15 protein-coding genes are annotated in these 16,035 nt (G+C 70.9%); 12 read left to right on the forward strand and 3 right to left on the reverse strand.

Translation table 11 applies throughout. From position 1 onward, the window contains the following. Window positions 1-81 precede the first annotated feature (81 nt). Window positions 82-1,836: a serine/threonine protein kinase gene (locus tag AMK31_RS19160; RefSeq protein WP_073941760.1), complete on the reverse strand. Its 1,755-nt coding sequence runs from the start codon at window positions 1,834-1,836 to the stop codon at window positions 82-84. Window positions 1,837-1,935: 99 nt separating this feature from the next. Between AMK31_RS19160 and AMK31_RS19165 the strand changes: the two genes are divergently transcribed. Further along, complete coding sequence (locus tag AMK31_RS19165; protein ID WP_073941761.1) at window positions 1,936-2,379, forward strand: hypothetical protein; 444 nt, start codon at window positions 1,936-1,938, stop codon at window positions 2,377-2,379. A 30-nt stretch (window positions 2,380-2,409) separates the two neighbouring features. Here the strand turns inward: AMK31_RS19165 and AMK31_RS19170 are convergent, their stop codons facing one another. Beyond that, entirely contained in the window at window positions 2,410-3,330 is a 921-nt protein-coding gene (locus AMK31_RS19170) for an oxidoreductase (protein WP_073941762.1), read from the reverse strand. Between the two features lie 89 nt (window positions 3,331-3,419). Here AMK31_RS19170 and AMK31_RS19175 point away from each other — a divergent pair, with 89 nt between their 5' ends. The 7 genes from AMK31_RS19175 to AMK31_RS19205 all read left to right on the forward strand — a co-directional run bounded on the left by AMK31_RS19175 (window position 3,420) and on the right by AMK31_RS19205 (window position 11,581). Further along, on the forward strand, window positions 3,420-4,034 hold the full coding sequence (locus AMK31_RS19175; RefSeq protein ID WP_073941763.1) for a TetR/AcrR family transcriptional regulator: 615 nt from the start codon (window positions 3,420-3,422) through the stop codon (window positions 4,032-4,034). Between the two features lie 286 nt (window positions 4,035-4,320). Further along, window positions 4,321-4,629, forward strand: a complete 309-nt coding sequence (locus AMK31_RS19180; RefSeq protein ID WP_006136301.1) for a hypothetical protein — start codon at window positions 4,321-4,323, stop codon at window positions 4,627-4,629. A 222-nt stretch (window positions 4,630-4,851) separates the two neighbouring features. Continuing rightward, a complete protein-coding gene (locus AMK31_RS19185) occupies window positions 4,852-5,682 on the forward strand; it encodes a hypothetical protein (RefSeq protein WP_073941764.1) in 831 nt (276 codons plus the stop codon). Next, on the forward strand, window positions 5,672-7,033 hold the full coding sequence (locus AMK31_RS19190) for a hypothetical protein (protein WP_073941765.1): 1,362 nt from the start codon (window positions 5,672-5,674) through the stop codon (window positions 7,031-7,033). Before AMK31_RS19185 ends, AMK31_RS19190 begins: the two co-directional genes overlap by 11 nt. Beyond that, window positions 7,030-8,586, forward strand: coding sequence for an SCO6880 family protein (locus AMK31_RS19195; RefSeq protein WP_073941766.1), 1,557 nt, complete (start codon window positions 7,030-7,032; stop codon window positions 8,584-8,586). Before AMK31_RS19190 ends, AMK31_RS19195 begins: the two co-directional genes overlap by 4 nt. Window positions 8,587-8,592: 6 nt before the next feature. Then, window positions 8,593-10,005 (forward strand): ATP-binding protein, encoded by a 1,413-nt coding sequence (locus AMK31_RS19200; RefSeq protein WP_073941767.1) that lies wholly within the window; start codon window positions 8,593-8,595, stop codon window positions 10,003-10,005. Between the two features lies 1 nt (window position 10,006). Continuing rightward, a complete protein-coding gene (locus AMK31_RS19205; RefSeq protein WP_073941768.1) occupies window positions 10,007-11,581 on the forward strand; it encodes a type VI secretion protein in 1,575 nt (524 codons plus the stop codon). A gap of 78 nt (window positions 11,582-11,659) precedes the next feature. On the opposite strand, the gene AMK31_RS19210 is transcribed toward AMK31_RS19205, so the two are convergent. Continuing rightward, window positions 11,660-12,259 (reverse strand): GNAT family N-acetyltransferase, encoded by a 600-nt coding sequence (locus AMK31_RS19210; protein ID WP_073941769.1) that lies wholly within the window; start codon window positions 12,257-12,259, stop codon window positions 11,660-11,662. Window positions 12,260-12,353: 94 nt separating this feature from the next. Between AMK31_RS19210 and AMK31_RS19215 the strand changes: the two genes are divergently transcribed. Genes AMK31_RS19215 through AMK31_RS19230 form a run of 4 tightly spaced genes read left to right on the forward strand, consistent with a single transcriptional unit; the run spans window position 12,354 to window position 15,980 of the window. After that, window positions 12,354-13,274, forward strand: a complete 921-nt coding sequence (locus AMK31_RS19215; protein ID WP_073941770.1) for an ABC transporter ATP-binding protein — start codon at window positions 12,354-12,356, stop codon at window positions 13,272-13,274. Continuing rightward, on the forward strand, window positions 13,271-14,038 hold the full coding sequence (locus tag AMK31_RS19220; RefSeq protein ID WP_073941771.1) for an ABC transporter permease: 768 nt from the start codon (window positions 13,271-13,273) through the stop codon (window positions 14,036-14,038). The genes AMK31_RS19215 and AMK31_RS19220 overlap by 4 nt, the downstream gene beginning before the upstream one ends. 17 nt (window positions 14,039-14,055) lie before the next feature. Then, entirely contained in the window at window positions 14,056-15,309 is a 1,254-nt protein-coding gene (locus AMK31_RS19225; protein ID WP_107468655.1) for a sensor histidine kinase, read from the forward strand. Further along, window positions 15,306-15,980, forward strand: coding sequence for a response regulator (locus AMK31_RS19230; RefSeq protein ID WP_073941773.1), 675 nt, complete (start codon window positions 15,306-15,308; stop codon window positions 15,978-15,980). The genes AMK31_RS19225 and AMK31_RS19230 overlap by 4 nt, the downstream gene beginning before the upstream one ends. Window positions 15,981-16,035 lie beyond the last annotated feature (55 nt).

Here is a 16,035-nt window from a genome sequence, read left to right on the forward strand (position 1 = left end):
GCACGGCTCAACCCTCCCCCATTCCGGACCCGTTCATCGCGGCTTCGACGGCGCGCCCGCCGAGTCAGCCCTCTTTTCGGCCTATTCGACGTGGAATCCGGTGCAGCCGATGCTTTCGTAGTCGGTGGGGCTGCTCCCCACGTGGTACAGCACGACCGTCCAGTCCCCCGGGTCGTTGGCCACGGGGATCGCCGGCTCAGCGGTGCCCTGGAAGTGGCTCTGGAAGTCGTCGGGGTAGGTCAGCTCGACGAAGCCGCCGTCCTTCCAGTGCGTGTAGATGTCCACGGGCTTGCTGGTGTAGCCCATGTTCTTGTTCTCCATCACGATGTCGGCGTACGGCTTGCCCGTGTCGGGGTCGATCTCGTGCGGGGGCTTCACGCCGACGGAGACGTAGTAGGGCTCGGGCTTCTTCGGCTTGTTCTCGGCGTACTTGAAGCGGAAGCCGATGCGTGCCTGCCGGGTGACGAACGCGGCGGCGGGATCGTCGACGTCGCCCACACTCGTCTGGAGTTCTCCGGATGGGCTGACGGCGCCGATGAGCGCGCACTCGCCCACCCCGTACGCCGCCTCGTCGGGATCGTCGGACAGCGTCCAGTAGTCCCGGGAGACCCTGTTGTTCTCGATGTAGGCGGGCGGCGGCTTCGGCTTGGACTTCGCGGAACTTCCCGTCCCACTGGCGGAGGGTGACACCCCGTCGGCCCGCTGCCCCTCGTGTCCTCCGTCCAGCGCCCGCAGGGCCACGGCCGAACCCGTCCCCACGACGACCGCGACGGCGAGTGCCACGATCCAGGGCGTACGACGGGACCGGGCCCGTTCCGGCACGACGGTCGGCGCCGAGGGCGCGAGGGTCGGGACGTACCCGGGGCCGACGGTGGGTGAAGCGGCGGGCCCGACGGCCGGCGCGTACGCGGGCGCGGCCGGCGCCCCGTGCCCGGCCGGCACCAGCCCGGCCGCGACGGCCTCAGCCAGATCCCGCGGCACAGTGGGCACCTCACTGCCGGTGAGGCGCCCGTAGTACGGGTCCTCGGCGATCCCGCTGCTCACCGCACACCGCGCGATGACCGTCTCCAGCGGCGGCCGCCGGTCCGGGTCCTTCGCCACGCACTCCTCGATCAACGCGGCCAGCTCCGGCTCGACCCCGGCGACGTCGATGTCCTCGTGCACCACGCGGTACGACACGGCATGCGTCGGCCCCGAACCGTAGGGCGGACGGCCGGTCACGGCGTAGGCGATGGTCGCCCCGAGAGCGAACACATCGGCGGCGGAACCCACCTGACCGCCGGTCATCACCTCGGGCGCCGAATAACCGGGTGTGCCCGGGGTGAATCCCGTCTGGGTGAGCGCGGTGTCCGCCACGCCCCGCGCGATGCCGAAGTCGATGAGCAGCGGTCCCTGCGGCGAGAGGATCACGTTCTGCGGCTTGAGATCCCGGTGCGTCACACCGTGCGAGTGCACCACGGCCAGCGCCTCGGCCAACGCGGCGAACAACCGTCGCCCACTGCCGGCGGGAAAGGCACCCTGCCCCTGTACGGCCTTGGCGAGCGTGGGCCCGGAGACGTACTCGGTGGCCAGCCAATACGGCGCCGCCTCCAACGAGGCGTCGATCAGATTCGCGGTAAACGCACTCCGCACCGCCCGCGCGGTCTCCACCTCCCGCCGGAACCGCGCGAGAGCCTCCGGATGATCGGTGATCTCATCCCGGATCACCTTGATCGCCACCAGCCGCCCACCAGGCGACCGCCCCAGATAGACCTGCCCCATCCCCCCGGCCCCCAGCCGGGCGAGCAGCGTGTAGGGACCTATGTGCGCGGGATCCCGGTCTCTGAGTGCGTCCACGGGAAACGACCATGCCACACACGCCAGTTGCCACGAAGTGCACCCGGCACTGAGTTCCCGTTCACGACAATCGTTTCGCGACGGAGGGGAGGGACCTGAATGCGGCACGGCAGGTCCACGATCGAACGGCTGTGGCAGGAGTACGGGCTGCCCGCCGCGGATGGGCTCTACTTCCCCGACGGCAGAGCGTTCGAGGTACTGGTCGCTCCGGAGGAACCCACAGGGCTCCGCGTCGGAGGGGCCTTCGACGTCGACCGGCTGCTGTCCGAGGAACCCGACCTGATCTCACACGTCGACGGGTTGACCGCCCTCGAGCTGCCCGGCGGGGACATCCTGTGGGCGGGCGAAGGCTCCCACGGCTCAGATGGCTTCTTCGGCCGTGTCACCCCCGGCCGAGGCCTCGTGTGGGCGGTCTTCCTGGAAGAGGCCAATCCGTTCGGCACCATCGAGCTCTCAGCACGAGCCGGAACCTTCACGTCGACGCTCGGGGTGAGCATCACCATCGACATCGACGACCCGGTGCGCGGCGAAGGGCGGCCCTGAAGACGAACCGGGCCCGCAGAGCCGCCCGGCTCACCCCGCCTTCACCGCGAACGTCACCCCCGTCATCTCCTCCGACACATCCCACAGCCGCCGCGCCGCCACCGGATCACTCGCCGCCGCCGTCCGCCCCACCAGCGTCGGCGCGCCCCGCATCTCCGCGAGTCCGTCGGGGCCGACGTAGCTCGCGCCGGGGAGGTCCGCCACCGCCGCGTACAGCGTGGGCAGGGCGCCCGCCCGGTCGTCCTGGGCGACGAGGCGGTTGCCGAGCTGCATGAGGGCCCTGGACAGGGGGTTCCCGGCGTGGCTCTGGAGGTTGGTGGCCGCGTACCCCGGGTGCGCGGCGAGCGCGCGGACAGTCGAGCCGGCCTCCGTGAGGCGGCGCTGGAGTTCCAGCGTGAAGAGCAGGTTGGCCAGCTTGGACTGGGCGTAGGCACGCTGCGGGTTGTAGCCGGCCGTCAGGTTCAGGTCGTCGAAATGGATCGCCGCGCCGGGCCAGCGGTGGGCGCCGGACGCGACCGTGACCACCCGGTCGGTGATGTACGGCAGCAGCAGGTTGGTCAGCGCGAAGTGCCCCAGGTGGTTCGTGCCGAACTGCATCTCGAAGCCGTCCCGCGTCTGCCGCTGCGGCAGCATCATCACGCCGGCGTTGTTGATCAGCAGATCCAGCGGGCGCCCTTCCCACGCCTTCGCGAACTCCCGTACGGACGCCAGGTCCGCGAGATCCAGCCGCCGCACCTCCGTACTGCCGCGCGCCTCCGCCGCGGCCGCGCGCCCGCGCTCCTCGTCGCGTACGGCGTAGACGACATGCGCCCCCGCCCGCGCCAGCTCCTGCGCCGCGACCCGCCCGATACCGCTGTTCGCGCCGGTGACGACCACCGTCCGCCCGGAGAGGTCGGGCAGTCGGCTCGCGTTCCACTTGGCCGGCCGGGCCGGCTTGCTCGTAGTAGCCATGACCCCAAAGTAGGCACCGACAACAATGCTGTCAACGACAACAATGATGATGGTGACAACAAAGCTGTCAGCGCCAACATCGAGATACGATGACCCTCATGTCCCACCCCGAGAGCAGCGCCCGCCCCTACCACCACGGAGACCTTCGCTCCGCCCTGCTCTCCGCCGCCGAACGCACCCTCCGCCAGAAGGGCGCCGCCACCCTCTCCCTCCGCGAACTCGCCCGCGAGCTCGGCGTCAGCCACGCCGCACCCGGCCGGCACTTCAAGGACAAGCAGGCCCTGCTCGACGCGCTCGCCCTCAACGGCTTCCAGCGCATGGCCCAGGCGATGGACGCCGCCGACGACCCGGACCTGCCGCTCGAACCCCGGCTCACCGCGCTCGCCCGCGCCTACCTCGGCTTCACCGTCGACAACCCGGCGCTGCTGGAGCTGATGTACGCCCGCAAACACGATCCGGACATTCCCCAGGGGCTGGCCGCCGCCATCGCCCGCACGAAGGAACCCTTCTTCCGGATCATCACGGACGCCCAGGAGCGCGGCGAGATCGTCCCGGGCGACCCCGAGCACATCGTCCTCCTGGCCGGCGCCAGCCTGCACGGCGTCGCCAGCTTCACCGCCACCGGCCACCTCCCGCCCGAGACCGCCCTGACCGGCGTCGGCGAACTGGTCCACCACCTGCTGCACGGCCTGCGACCCCGATAGCCTCCACTAGCCTTCACTCGGAGACGCAACCCGTCGATCCGTCAGAAACCGGCCGAGTCACCAAAAGTGACACAACGACGGAACCACACCCCAGGTTTCGCACCCGCTTCATTGCCCGGCGTTACCGCTCGTGATACACAGAGTGACCATACGAGGTATTCGTACGAAACCCGCCAGGCAATGACGCCAAGTCGACATACGAGCGCGGCATTGTCGGCGAGAATGAGGCCTGACCTCTGCGCACCGCAGGGGACTGCGGAACTACCCAACAGGGGCGGTGACTTAAATGCTCTTTGCGGCCGACGAGGGAGACATCAACACCATTATCGGCGGGATCGCTCCGGACTGGGGCCCCTTCGGCAGCCTGGGCAACGAGGCCAAGGTGATGATCGAGGTGGTGATGGCGGTCGCCATCCTCATCTGTCTCGGCATCGCCATCTGGGGCGCCGCCAAACAGCGCATCGGCGCGACCGCGCTCCGCGACACCTTCAGCGCGGAACAGGGCAAGGGCCTCATCATCGCCGGTCTCACGGGCGTCTTCATCATCGGATCCCTCGGCACGCTCTTCACCATCGTGTACGGCATGGCCGTGTAACCCGGCCCGCCGCCGCCCGCCTCGGGCGCGCCCAGTCCGCTCCGGGCACGCCCGGTACCCCTACCCCCACCCGCCCGTCGTGCCCACCGGCTGAGGTTGCGTCTCCCTGATGTCGAGTCACCACACCGCGCCCGCGCGGGAACCAGCACGGCTACCGTCGTACATCTACGCGTTCAATCAGTACGAGGGTTTCCGCTACGACGTCGAGGGGGCGGACGCGGCATGAGTCTCGGAGACGAGCACGGGGCGCCGGACTCCGGCGGCTACGGCGGCACCGGCCACACCCGCACCCGCCTCCCCGAGGCGGACCCCTACGGCGGCGCCCGCCGCGGCGGCCGCTCGTCCTCCCGCAGCCTGGTCACCGTCGTCGGCGTCGTCGTCCTCCTCATCGCGGCGATCGCCTTCGCGAACAGAGGCGACGAGGAGTCCCCCGCCGGGGCGGAGGGCGCGGAAAAACCCCAGCCGGCGTCCACGGCCGCCAGCGGGGAGAGGCCTGTGACGACGAAGGCCGGCGGGATCCCGACGGGGTTCGCCCAGGATGAGCAGGGGGCGCAGAGTGCTGCTGCGAACTATGCGGTGGCCCTCGGCTCCGCCGAGATGTTCGACAAGGCGAAGCGGGACGCCATCCTGCAGGGCATCATCACGCCCTCGCGTGTCGCCGACTTCAAGGCGACGCTGGACAAGGCCTACACGCCCGCGTTCAACAAGAACGTGGGCCTGAACGAGGACGGCACGACGCCCAAGGGGTACAGCTTCGTGTCCCGCACCAGCCCGATCGGCACCAAGGTCACGGAGAAATCGCCGAGCACCGCCACGGTGGAGGTCTGGTGCAGCGGCCTGCTCGGCCTCGCGGGCGAGAACTCGACGACGCCCGTCACGAACAGCTGGTTCACCATCACCATGCAGCTCGAGTGGACCGCCGAGGACTGGAAGATCGTCACGCACTCCCAGAAGGAAGGCCCCGCCCCCGTCCCGGGTGACGACCGGGCCTCCAGCGCCGACGAGATGGCGAAGGCCGTCCAGGAGTACGGAGGGTTCACGTATGCCCGGTAGGCGCCGCGTCCTCAAGCTGACCGCCGTAATGGCGGCCGTACAGACCAGCGTGGTGCTCGCGACCGCGCGGGCCTTCGCCGCACCCTCTCCCACGCCGACTCCGTCCGCCACGCCCTCAGCGTCCCCCTCGCCCAGCAACGATCCCTGCGATCTGATCCACGGCCCCGCCAAGGACTACTGCGAACGAGGCGAAGGCGGCTCCAGCCGCACCGGCAACTCCCCCACCCTCGACCCCACCTCCACCCTCGACCCCCTCTCCTCCCTCGCCCAAGGCTGTGCCGACGCCGCGTCCTGGACGATCGACAAGCTCAGCGAGGCCGTCAAGGAGACCGCGAACGTCGACTTCACGAACCCGAAGTTCCTCCAGCAGTACGCGGTGGTCTTCGCGGCGTCGACGATCCTCACCCTGCTCCTCTGGCTGCTGGCCGTGGCCAAGCGGGCGGTGCGTGGCGTCCCCCTCACCACCGCCATCTCCGAGGCCATCGGCTTCCTCTGGCTCACCGTCCTCGCCTCCGCCTTCACCCCTCTGATCCTGTACACCGTCGTCTCGGCGACGGACGGCATCACGGAGGTCCTGGCGAAGACGACCGGCGATCAGACGGACACGTTCTTCGGCAATTTCTCGGGCGCCCTGGAGAAGGGCGACGACATCGGCGGCGGCCCGATCATGCTGATCGTGGTCTCCCTGGTCAGCATCCTCGCCGCGGGCGTGCTCTGGCTGGAGCTCGTGATCCGCGCCGCCCTGCTCTACGTCGGCGCCCTGCTCGGCACGGTCGTCTACGCCGGCCTGGTCGACAAGAACCTGTGGGGCCACGTCCGCCGCTGGGCGGGCATCATGATCGCGGTCATTCTCGTGAAGCCCGTCATCGTGATCGTCCTCGGCCTCGCCGGCGCGCTCTCCGCCGACGACGGCCCCGACGCCTTCTCCGCGGTCGTCTCCGGCCTCGCGATCATCCTGCTCGCCATCTTCGCCTCGGCGATGATCTACCGCTTCGTCCCGGGCTTCGGCGACGAGATCGCCGGCTCCCGCAACAACCGCATCATGCGCGGCGCCGAGGGCAAGGCGGCGGCCGTCATCAGCAGCCCGGCGACGCTCGTCGCCCAGGGCATCAAGACGCACAGCTCCCGCGCGGACAACAACGGCGGCCAGGGCGCGAGCAGCAGCTCCCCCCGCCCGGCCAACACCGCGTCCGGCGGCGTCGCCGCGCACAGCTCGCGCACCTCGACCGGTGGCGGCGGATCTGTCCCCTCCGCCGCACCCCCGCCGCGCTCGTCGAGCCCGGTGAGCACGCCTCACGCCAGCAACACCCGCAACAGCAGTACCAACCGCACGGGAGGTGAAGGGCGTTGACGACCGAGTCCCATCTGTCCCATCCGGTCACGCCCCGCCGTACATATCTGATCGGCCGCGCCCGGCCGAACGCGATCGTCGGCCGCAACCGCGAGACCGGCGAGATCGCGCTGATCATCGCGGGCGCGTTCCTCGGCATGATGTGCGGGCTCCTCGTCCCGGTCCTGTCCCTGCGGATCGTGCTGCTCATGGGCTTCCCGCTGCTCGCGCTGGCGGCGGTCTACGTGCCGTACAAGCACCGCACGTTCTACAAGTGGTTCGAGATCAACCGCAGCTACAAGCGCACCCTCCGCTCCGGCGCCACCTACCGCTCCGGCGCCGTCGAGGCCGGCACCCGGCTCGACGGGCGGGAGGTCGAGGTCGGGCCGCCGCCCGGCATCGGCCGCATCACCTGGCTGTCCGCCCCCTTCGGGCCCGACGAGATCGCCGTACTCCTGCACGCGGACCGCAAGACGGTCACCGCCTGCATCGAGATCGAGGGCCCCGGCGTGGGCCTGCGCGACTCGGAGGACCAGGAGGCCCTGGTCGACCGGTTCGGCACCCTGCTCAAGCACGTCGCCAACGGCGACGGCTTCGTCACCCGCCTGCAGATGCTGGCCCGCACCCTCCCCGCCGACCCGGACGCCCACGCCAAGGACGTCGCCGTCCGCGGCGACGACAAGGCGCCGCCGTGGCTGCAGCAGTCGTACGACCAGCTCCAGTCGATGGTGTCGACCAGCAGCGAGCAGCACCGCGCGTACCTCGTCGCCTGCATGCACTACACCCGCGAACTTGCCGCCGAGGCCCACGCGATGGCCCGCGCGGCCCGCCCGCACGGCGGCAAGGTCGACCGGGACGCGGGGCTCGCCGTCGTCATGGCGCGTGAGCTGACGGACATCTGCTCCCGGCTCCAGGAGGCGGACATCCGCGTCCGGCAGCCGCTCGGGCAGGGCCGGCTCGCCTCCCTCATCCACTCCATGTACGACCCGGACCACCCCATCGACCACATCCAGGCGATGACGAAGCGCAACGCCTGGCCGGCCGAGCTGGACGCCATGGAGCCGACCTTCCTCCAGGCGAAGACCCGCGAGTCCTCCACCCGCGCCCCCTGGTGCCACGCCACGGCCTGGGTGAAGGAGTGGCCGATGACGCCCGTCGGCGTCAACTTCCTGGCCCCGCTCCTCGTCCACACCCCGGACGTCATCCGGACCGTGGCGGTGACGATGGACCTCGAACCCACCGAGGTCGCCATCGAACGCATGCTCACCGAGAAGACCAACGACGAGGCGGAGGCGTCCCGCGCCGCCAAGATGAACCGCACCGTCGACCCGCGCGACATCGCCGCCCACAACCGCCTGGACCAGCGCGGCGAGGACCTCGCCAGCGGCGCCGCCGGAGTGAATCTCGTCGGCTACATCACCGTCTCCTCACGCAATCCGGAGTCCCTGGCCCGCGACAAGCGGACGATAAGGGCATCGGCCGGAAAGTCGTATCTGAAACTGGAATGGTGCGACCGCGAGCATCACCGCGCCTTTGTGAACACTCTGCCCTTCGCCACCGGCATCCGGAGGTAGGACCTGATGCGGGACCCGCTGTCCGTCCTCACCGACGCCTTCACGTCCTTCCTCTTCGGGAAGGTCGAGACGACCCGCCTGCCGGTCCGCACCTCCACGGGCCAGGCCCAGGCCGTCTACCTGCCGACCGCCGCGCCCGGCCTCGGCGACTCGGGCGTCATCATCGGCCGCGAGGTCTACTCCGGGAAGGGGTACATCTACGACCCCTTCCAGCTGTACGGCCAGCAGCTGCCCGCCCCGCACTGGCTCGTCCTCGGCGAGTCCGGCAACGGCAAGTCGGCGCTGGAGAAGACGTACGTCCTGCGCCAGCTGCGCTTCCGTGACCGCCAGGTCGTCGTCCTCGACGCCCAGGGCGAGGACGGCGTCGGCGAATGGAACCTCATCGCGCAGGAGCTGGGGATAACTCCCATCCGGCTGGACCCGATGGCCGCCCTCGACCACGGCATCCGGCTCAACCCGCTCGACCCGGCGATCACCACGACCGGTCAGCTCGCGCTGCTGCGGACCATCATCGAGGTCGCCATGGGCCACGGCCTCGACGAGCGCTCCGGCTTCGCGCTCAAGGTCGCGCACGCCTACGTCAACGAGAGCATCGTCGAACGCCAGCCCGTCCTGTCCGACATCGTCGAGCAGCTGCGGCACCCCGAGCCGGAGTCGGCGGAGGCGATGAACGTCGACATAGACGACGTACGGGCGTGGGGCCTGGACGTGGCGCTGGTGCTGGACCGGCTCGTCGACGGTGACCTGCGCGGCATGTTCGACGGCCCGACGACCGTCGGCATCGACCTGGACGCCCCGCTGATCGTCTTCGACCTGTCCCACATCGACCGCAACTCCATCGCCATGCCGATCCTCATGGCGATCGTCGGCGTCTGGCTGGAGCACACCTGGATCCGTCCCGACCGGAAGAAACGCATCTTCCTGGTCGAGGAGGCCTGGCACATCATCAACAGCCCGTTCGTCGCCCAGCTGTTCCAGCGGCTGCTGAAGTTCGGCCGCCGACTGGGTCTGTCGTTCGTGGCCGTCGTCCACCACCTGTCCGACGTCGTCGACGGGGCCGCCGCGAAGGAGGCCGCGGCGATCCTGAAGATGGCGTCGACCAGGACGATCTACGCCCAGAAGGCCGACGAGGCGCGGGCGACCGGCCGCGTCCTCGGCCTGCCCCGCTGGGCCGTCGAGATCATCCCGACCCTCACCCCCGGCATCGCCGTCTGGGACGTCAACGGCAACGTCCAGGTCGTCAAGCACCTGGTCACCGAGACCGAACGCCCCCTCGTCTTCACCGACCGCGCGATGACCGAGTCCTCCGCCGACTTCCTCGACGACGACGCCCTGCGCGCCGCCGAGATGGAAGCCGAGGAACGGGCCGCGGCCTTCGTGGAACACCACCTCGGCGACTCCGAGTCCACGGTGGCCTGACATGGCACGGAACGACCACCACCGCCGTCAGGACGCCCAGGGCGGCATCCCCGACGGCCTGCTGATCGGCATACTCGCGTTCCTGCTCGGCATGACCCTGCTGGTCTGGACGGCCACCGGGCTCGCCGCGCTGTTCGCCCACGGCGCCTGGCCGCAGGGCGTCACTTTCGCCCGTACGCCCCTGGCCATGCGCAGTCTGATCGCCCAGCCGCACGACATCCCGGGCGCCTGGCCGGACACCCCGGCCGGGCAGCTCTCCGGGTACGGGCTGTTCTGGGGGCTGTTCATCGGGCAGCTGATGGTGCTGCTCGTACTGACCGTGTTCGTCATGAGCACGATCGCCCGCTGGCGCGCTGGCCGCGCGAGACGCCGGGCCGAGCCGACGCCCGCGCCCCTGGAGGACAGCCGCTACGAGGTCCCCACGCCCCGCAGGGAGCCGGAGCCCACCGCCGTACCGGCACCGGCACCGGCACCGGCACCCACGTCCGCTCCCGCCCCGGCGCCGGCCTCCACGCCACTGGAGCAGGCGTCTATGAATCAGGCGCCTCTGAATCAGGCTCCGCCGGCCCATACGGCCGGATTGGAGGCACCGCCCATGCCGGCCCCGCACGGGAACGGCCACGGCCAGCCGGCCGACCCCTCCGGCCCCGCCTGGGACCGCCTTCTCCTCGCCACCCGGGAGGTCCGCCACACCACCGCCGCCCAAGCGGTACGCGACGCCGAGGGCCCCGCCCTGGTCGTCACCTCCAACCCGGCCGTCTGGTCCGACACCAAGGACGCCCGCGCCAAACTCGGCCCGGCCCTCCTCTACGACCCCCACCACCTCTGCGACACCCCGTCCCGCCTCCGCTGGTCCCCGACGGCGGGCTGCGAGACCAAGCAGACGGCGGTCCATCGGGCGGCGGCCCTGCTCGCCCCCGTCCGCCCCACCGCGAGGATCGACCAGGCGGTCGCCGACACGGCCGAGACACTTCTGCGCAGCTATCTGCACGCCGCCGCGGTGGACGGCCGCACCATCCGGCACGTCCACCGCTGGGCCCAGGGCAGCCAGCTCCAGGACGCGGTCCGCACCCTTCGCACCCACCCCAAAGCCGCGCCCGGCGCCGCCGGCGAGCTGGAGTCCGCGCTCACCGCGCACCCCGAGCGGCGGGACATGGCCCAGGAGCTGATCGGCCGGGCACTGTCCGTGCTGTCCACGGTCAACGTGCGCGAGGCATGCACTCCAAACCGAACAGATGCGCTCGCCTTGGATTCCTTCATCGCGGAAGGGGGAACGCTTTACGTGGTGGGTGAATCCATCGAGGACCCCAGGACCGACCCCGGCGCGATGCCCCTCCTGACGGCCCTCGTCTCAAGCGTGGTCGAGCACGGCCGGCGCATGGCCGAACGGTCATCCCCCGGTCGGCTCGACCCACCACTGACCCTCGTCCTGGACGACATCGCGGCAGTGGCCCCACTCCCCCAGCTCCCGGACCTCCTGGCCACCGGCCCGGACCGCGGCCTGCCGACGCTGGCCCTGCTCCGCTCCCGCGAACAGGCCCGCGCCCGCTGGCCACAGGACGAGCTGCCCGTCTGACGCGATTAGGCACCTGCCCGCATGAGCGGAGCCGAGGGGAGCCAGGCACCTGCCCGCACAAGCCGCGCCAAGGCGGAGTCAGGCACCCCGCTCGAAGACGAACTCCAGCTCCCGCTCGTCCTCCCGCCCCTCCAACGGCACGACCACCCCGCTCGGCGCGAACCCCACCTTGCGGTAGAGGCCCTGCGCCCGCTCGTTGTCCTCGTGCACGATGAGCCGCACCCGCTCCAGACCGGTCTCCCACGACCAGGCCAGCGCCGCGTCGAAGATCCGCTCGGTCAGCCCGCGCCCGCGGTACTCGGGCCGTACGAAGACCCCGACGACATGCCCCTGCCGGTGCTCGACCGGGAACCCCGCCCAGTCGGTCGTCCCGGCCTCCTCGACCAGCACGGTCAGCGTCCCGGCCCACTCCCCGTCCGGCGCCTCGGCGATGATCTGCCGCGCCCGGCGCGACCCCTCGGCCGCCCCCGCCGTGCGCTCCTGCCAGAAGGCGTCGGGGCGCTCCGCGGCGACCTCGTACCTCTCCAGGAAGGCCAGGTGCGCGATCGGGTCACGCAGCGCGGCCAGCCGCAGCTCCTTCGCCGCCGCCCATTCCTCGGCACGCACCACACGCACCACGAACGTCTCGCCGATGCCGCCGGTGCCGGTACCGGTCTCACTGTCGATGGCAGAACCCATGCGGGCCACGGTAGTACCCGGGTACTACGCCCCTCACCCGTAATACCGCCCGCGGTCCGACGCCCGCCGCCCCCGCACGGACCAGCATCGAAGCATGATTACCGCCCACGAACTCACCAAGCGCTACGGCGACAGGACCGTCGTCTCCGACCTCACCTTCACCGTCCGGCCGGGCACCGTCACCGGCTTCCTCGGCCCCAACGGCGCCGGCAAGTCCACCACCATGCGCATGCTTCTCGGCCTGGACGCCCCCACCCGCGGCCACGCCACCATCGACGGCCGCCCGTACGCCGCCCACCGCGCGCCCCTCACCCAGGTCGGCGCCCTCCTGGAGGCCCGCTCGGTGCACCCGGGCCGCACCGCCCACCACCACCTCATGGCACTGGCCCACACCCACGGCATCCCCCGCAGCCGCGTCACCCAGGTACTGGAGCTCACCGGCCTCACCGACGTCGCCCACCGCCGCGTCAAGGGCTTCTCCCTCGGCATGGGCCAACGCCTCGGCATCGCCGCCGCCCTGCTCGGCGACCCGGCCGTGCTCATCCTGGACGAACCCGTGAACGGCCTCGACCCCGAAGGCGTCCTCTGGGTCCGCAACCTCCTCAAGTCCCTGGCCGCCGAAGGCCGTACGGTCCTCGTCTCCTCCCACCTGATGAGCGAGATGGCCCTGACCGCCGAGCGCCTGGTCATCATCGGCCGCGGCCGCCTCCTCGCCGACACCACCGTCACGGAGTTCGTACGGCAGTCCGGAGCTGGCACGGTCAAGGTCGTCACCCCCGACGCCCCCGCCCTGACGCGCCTGCTCTCCGCACCCGGCGTCGACATCACCGGCGACACCCCCGGCACCCTCCACGTCCGCGGCACCGACGCCGAACACATCGGCCGCACCGCCGCCGCCCACGGCATCCCCCTGTTCGAGCTCACCCCGCGCGCCGCCTCCCTGGAGGAGGCGTTCATGGACCTCACCCGCGACGCGGTGGAGTACGCCGCGACCCTCGAAGGAGCCACGGCATGACCACCCTGGCAGTCACCCCGGCCCGCGTCCTGCACGCCGAATGGCACAAGCTGCGGACGCTCCGCTCGACCTGGCTCAACCTCGCCCTGATCCCCGTACTGACCCTCGGCACGGGCATCGCCGTCGGCAGCGCCTACGAGTCCGGTGACGCCACGGAGCTGGACACCGTCCTCATGCTCCTCCTCGGTATGCAGTTCAGCCAGATCATCGTCGGCGTCCTCGGCATCCTCAGCACCGCCGAGGAGCACTCCACCGGCCTGGTCCGCTCCACGATGGCCGCCGTCCCGGCCCGCCTGCCCGTCCTGTGGTCCAAGGCGGCCATCCTCGGCGCGGTCGGTTTCCTCACCGCGCTCGCCACCAACCTCGTCACCTTCCCCCTCGTCCAGACCTTCCTCACCGGCACCGACAAGGAGGCCTCCCTCGCCGACCCGGGCGTCCTGCGCGCCCTCGTCGGCAACGCCGCCGGCCTCGCCCTCATCGCCGTCCTCGCCGTCGGCATCGGCGCCTTGATCCGCTCCGTACCGACCAGCGTCGGCGTCCTGATCGGCGTCGTCATGATCCTCCCGGAGGTCCTGAGGATGCTCCCGTACGACGTCGTCGACGACGCCGTCCGCTACTTCCCCGGCAAGGCCCTCGAAACCCTCACGCACGCCGACCCCACCCCCGGCATGACAAGCCCGGGCTCCGCCCTCCTGGCCCTGTTCCTCTGGACGGCCGCCGTCCTCACCGCCGCGGCCTTCCTCCTCAAGCGACGGGACGTATGAGCCCCGCACCGAGCACCATGGACGTCATGCCGCAGCAGGCCGCCACTCCGGAGCCCCTGACCCAGCACGTCCAACGCCTGATCGCCCGGGTGCGCGCCTTCGACCGGCGCCACCCGCTGGCGTGGGACCTCCACCTGACCGGCTTCTGCGTCACCGCGGCCGTCATGGACTACGCCGCCGGCGGCTGGCGCGACATCGCCCGCAGCACCGAAGCGCCCGACTGGCTGATCGTCGCCCTGAACCTGGGCTTCTCGCTCCCTCTCCTCTGGCGCCGCACCCACCCCGTCGCGGTCCTGCTGGCGATGGCCCCGTTCGCCCTCGTCAACGCCTGGACCGGCGCCGCCCTCCAGGCCGCCATGCTCCAACTGGTCGTCGTCTACAACATCGCCCTGCGGCTGCCCCTGCGCACCCTGTGGTGGACGACCCTGCTTAACATCGCCCCCGTCCTCCTCATCGCCGTCCGGCACCGACAGAACGGCTGGGACCAGGAGATCGTTCCCCCGCTGATGTCGATCGCCGTGGCCGTCCTGGCGGGCGTCGCGGTCCGCACCCGCCGCGACTACACCGAGGCCCTGGAGGACCGCGCCCGCCGCCTGGAGATCGAACGCGACCAGCAGGCCCGCCTCGCCACCGCCGCCGAACGGGCCCGTATCGCCCGCGAGATGCACGACATCATCGGCCACAACCTGTCCGTCATCACGGGCCTCGCCGACGGCGGCCGCTACGCGGCGGCGAAGTCTCCGGAACGCGCCGCCCAGGCCCTGGACGCCATCGCCGGCACCAGCCGCCAGGCCCTCACCGACCTCCGAAGCCTCCTCGACGTCCTCCGCGACGACCACCAGCACCCCGAAGCCGACCTGACCCCCCAGCCGGCCCTCACGGACCTCGCACCCCTGATAGACGGCGTCCGAGCCGCGGGCCTCCCCGTACACACCACCGTCAACGGCACCCCGAACCTCCCCCCGGGCCGCCAGCTCACCGTCTACCGCGTCATCCAGGAAGCCCTCACGAACACCCTCAAACACGCGGGCCCCGGCGCCACAGCCGAGATCGTGATGTCGTACGACGGCCAGGGCGCCGCCACCGTCACCATCACCGACACGGGCCAGGGCAGCGCCCTCCACAGCAGCGGGGGCGGCGGCCGCGGACTTCCCGGTATGCGCGAACGAACCGCCTTGTACGGCGGCACACTTGAGGCCGGCCCACGCCGGCCACCCGAACACGGCTGGCGCGTCCATCTGCACCTGCCCTCGGAGGAACCCGCGCAGTGACCACCGTCCTCATCGCCGACGACCAGCCCCTCCAGCGCCTCGGCTTCCGCATGCTCCTGGAGAGCCAGGACGACATGACGGTCCTCGGCGAGGCCGCCAACGGCACGGAGGCGGTCCGGATGACCGCCGAGCTGCACCCCGACGTCATCCTCATGGACGTCCGTATGCCCGGCCTGGACGGCATCGAGGCCACCCGCCGCATCATCGCCACCGGCGGCCGCACCAGCGTCCTGATCCTCACCACGTTCGACCTCGACGAATACGCCTACGCCGGCCTCCGCGCCGGAGCCTCCGGCTTCCTCGTCAAGGACGCCCAGCCGGAAGACCTGCTCTCCGGCATCCGTGCGGTCGCGACGGGAGATGCGGTCGTGGCCCCCAGCCTGACCCGCCGCCTCCTGGACGCCTACGTCCACCACTTGCCGGCGGGGAGCCCTCCCTCTGCGGAGAGAAAACCAGGAGACCCGCGCTTGGCTCCCCTCACCGACCGCGAACGCGAAATTCTTACGGTCATCGGCAAGGGCTGGACGAACACGGAGATAGCCACCCGCCTCCACCTCGCCGAATCGACGGTGAAGACCCATGTGAGCCGCATCCTCGCCAAGACGGGCTCCAGGGACCGCATCCAGGCGGTGATCCTGGCGTACGACACCGGGCTGGTGAATCCGTCCTGAAACGCAGAAAACCCCCGTGCCGAATGGCACGGGGGTTTTCCCAAAAATTGTTCGG

Source organism: Streptomyces sp. TSRI0107 (genome assembly GCF_001905845.1).
GTDB lineage: Bacteria > Actinomycetota > Actinomycetes > Streptomycetales > Streptomycetaceae > Streptomyces.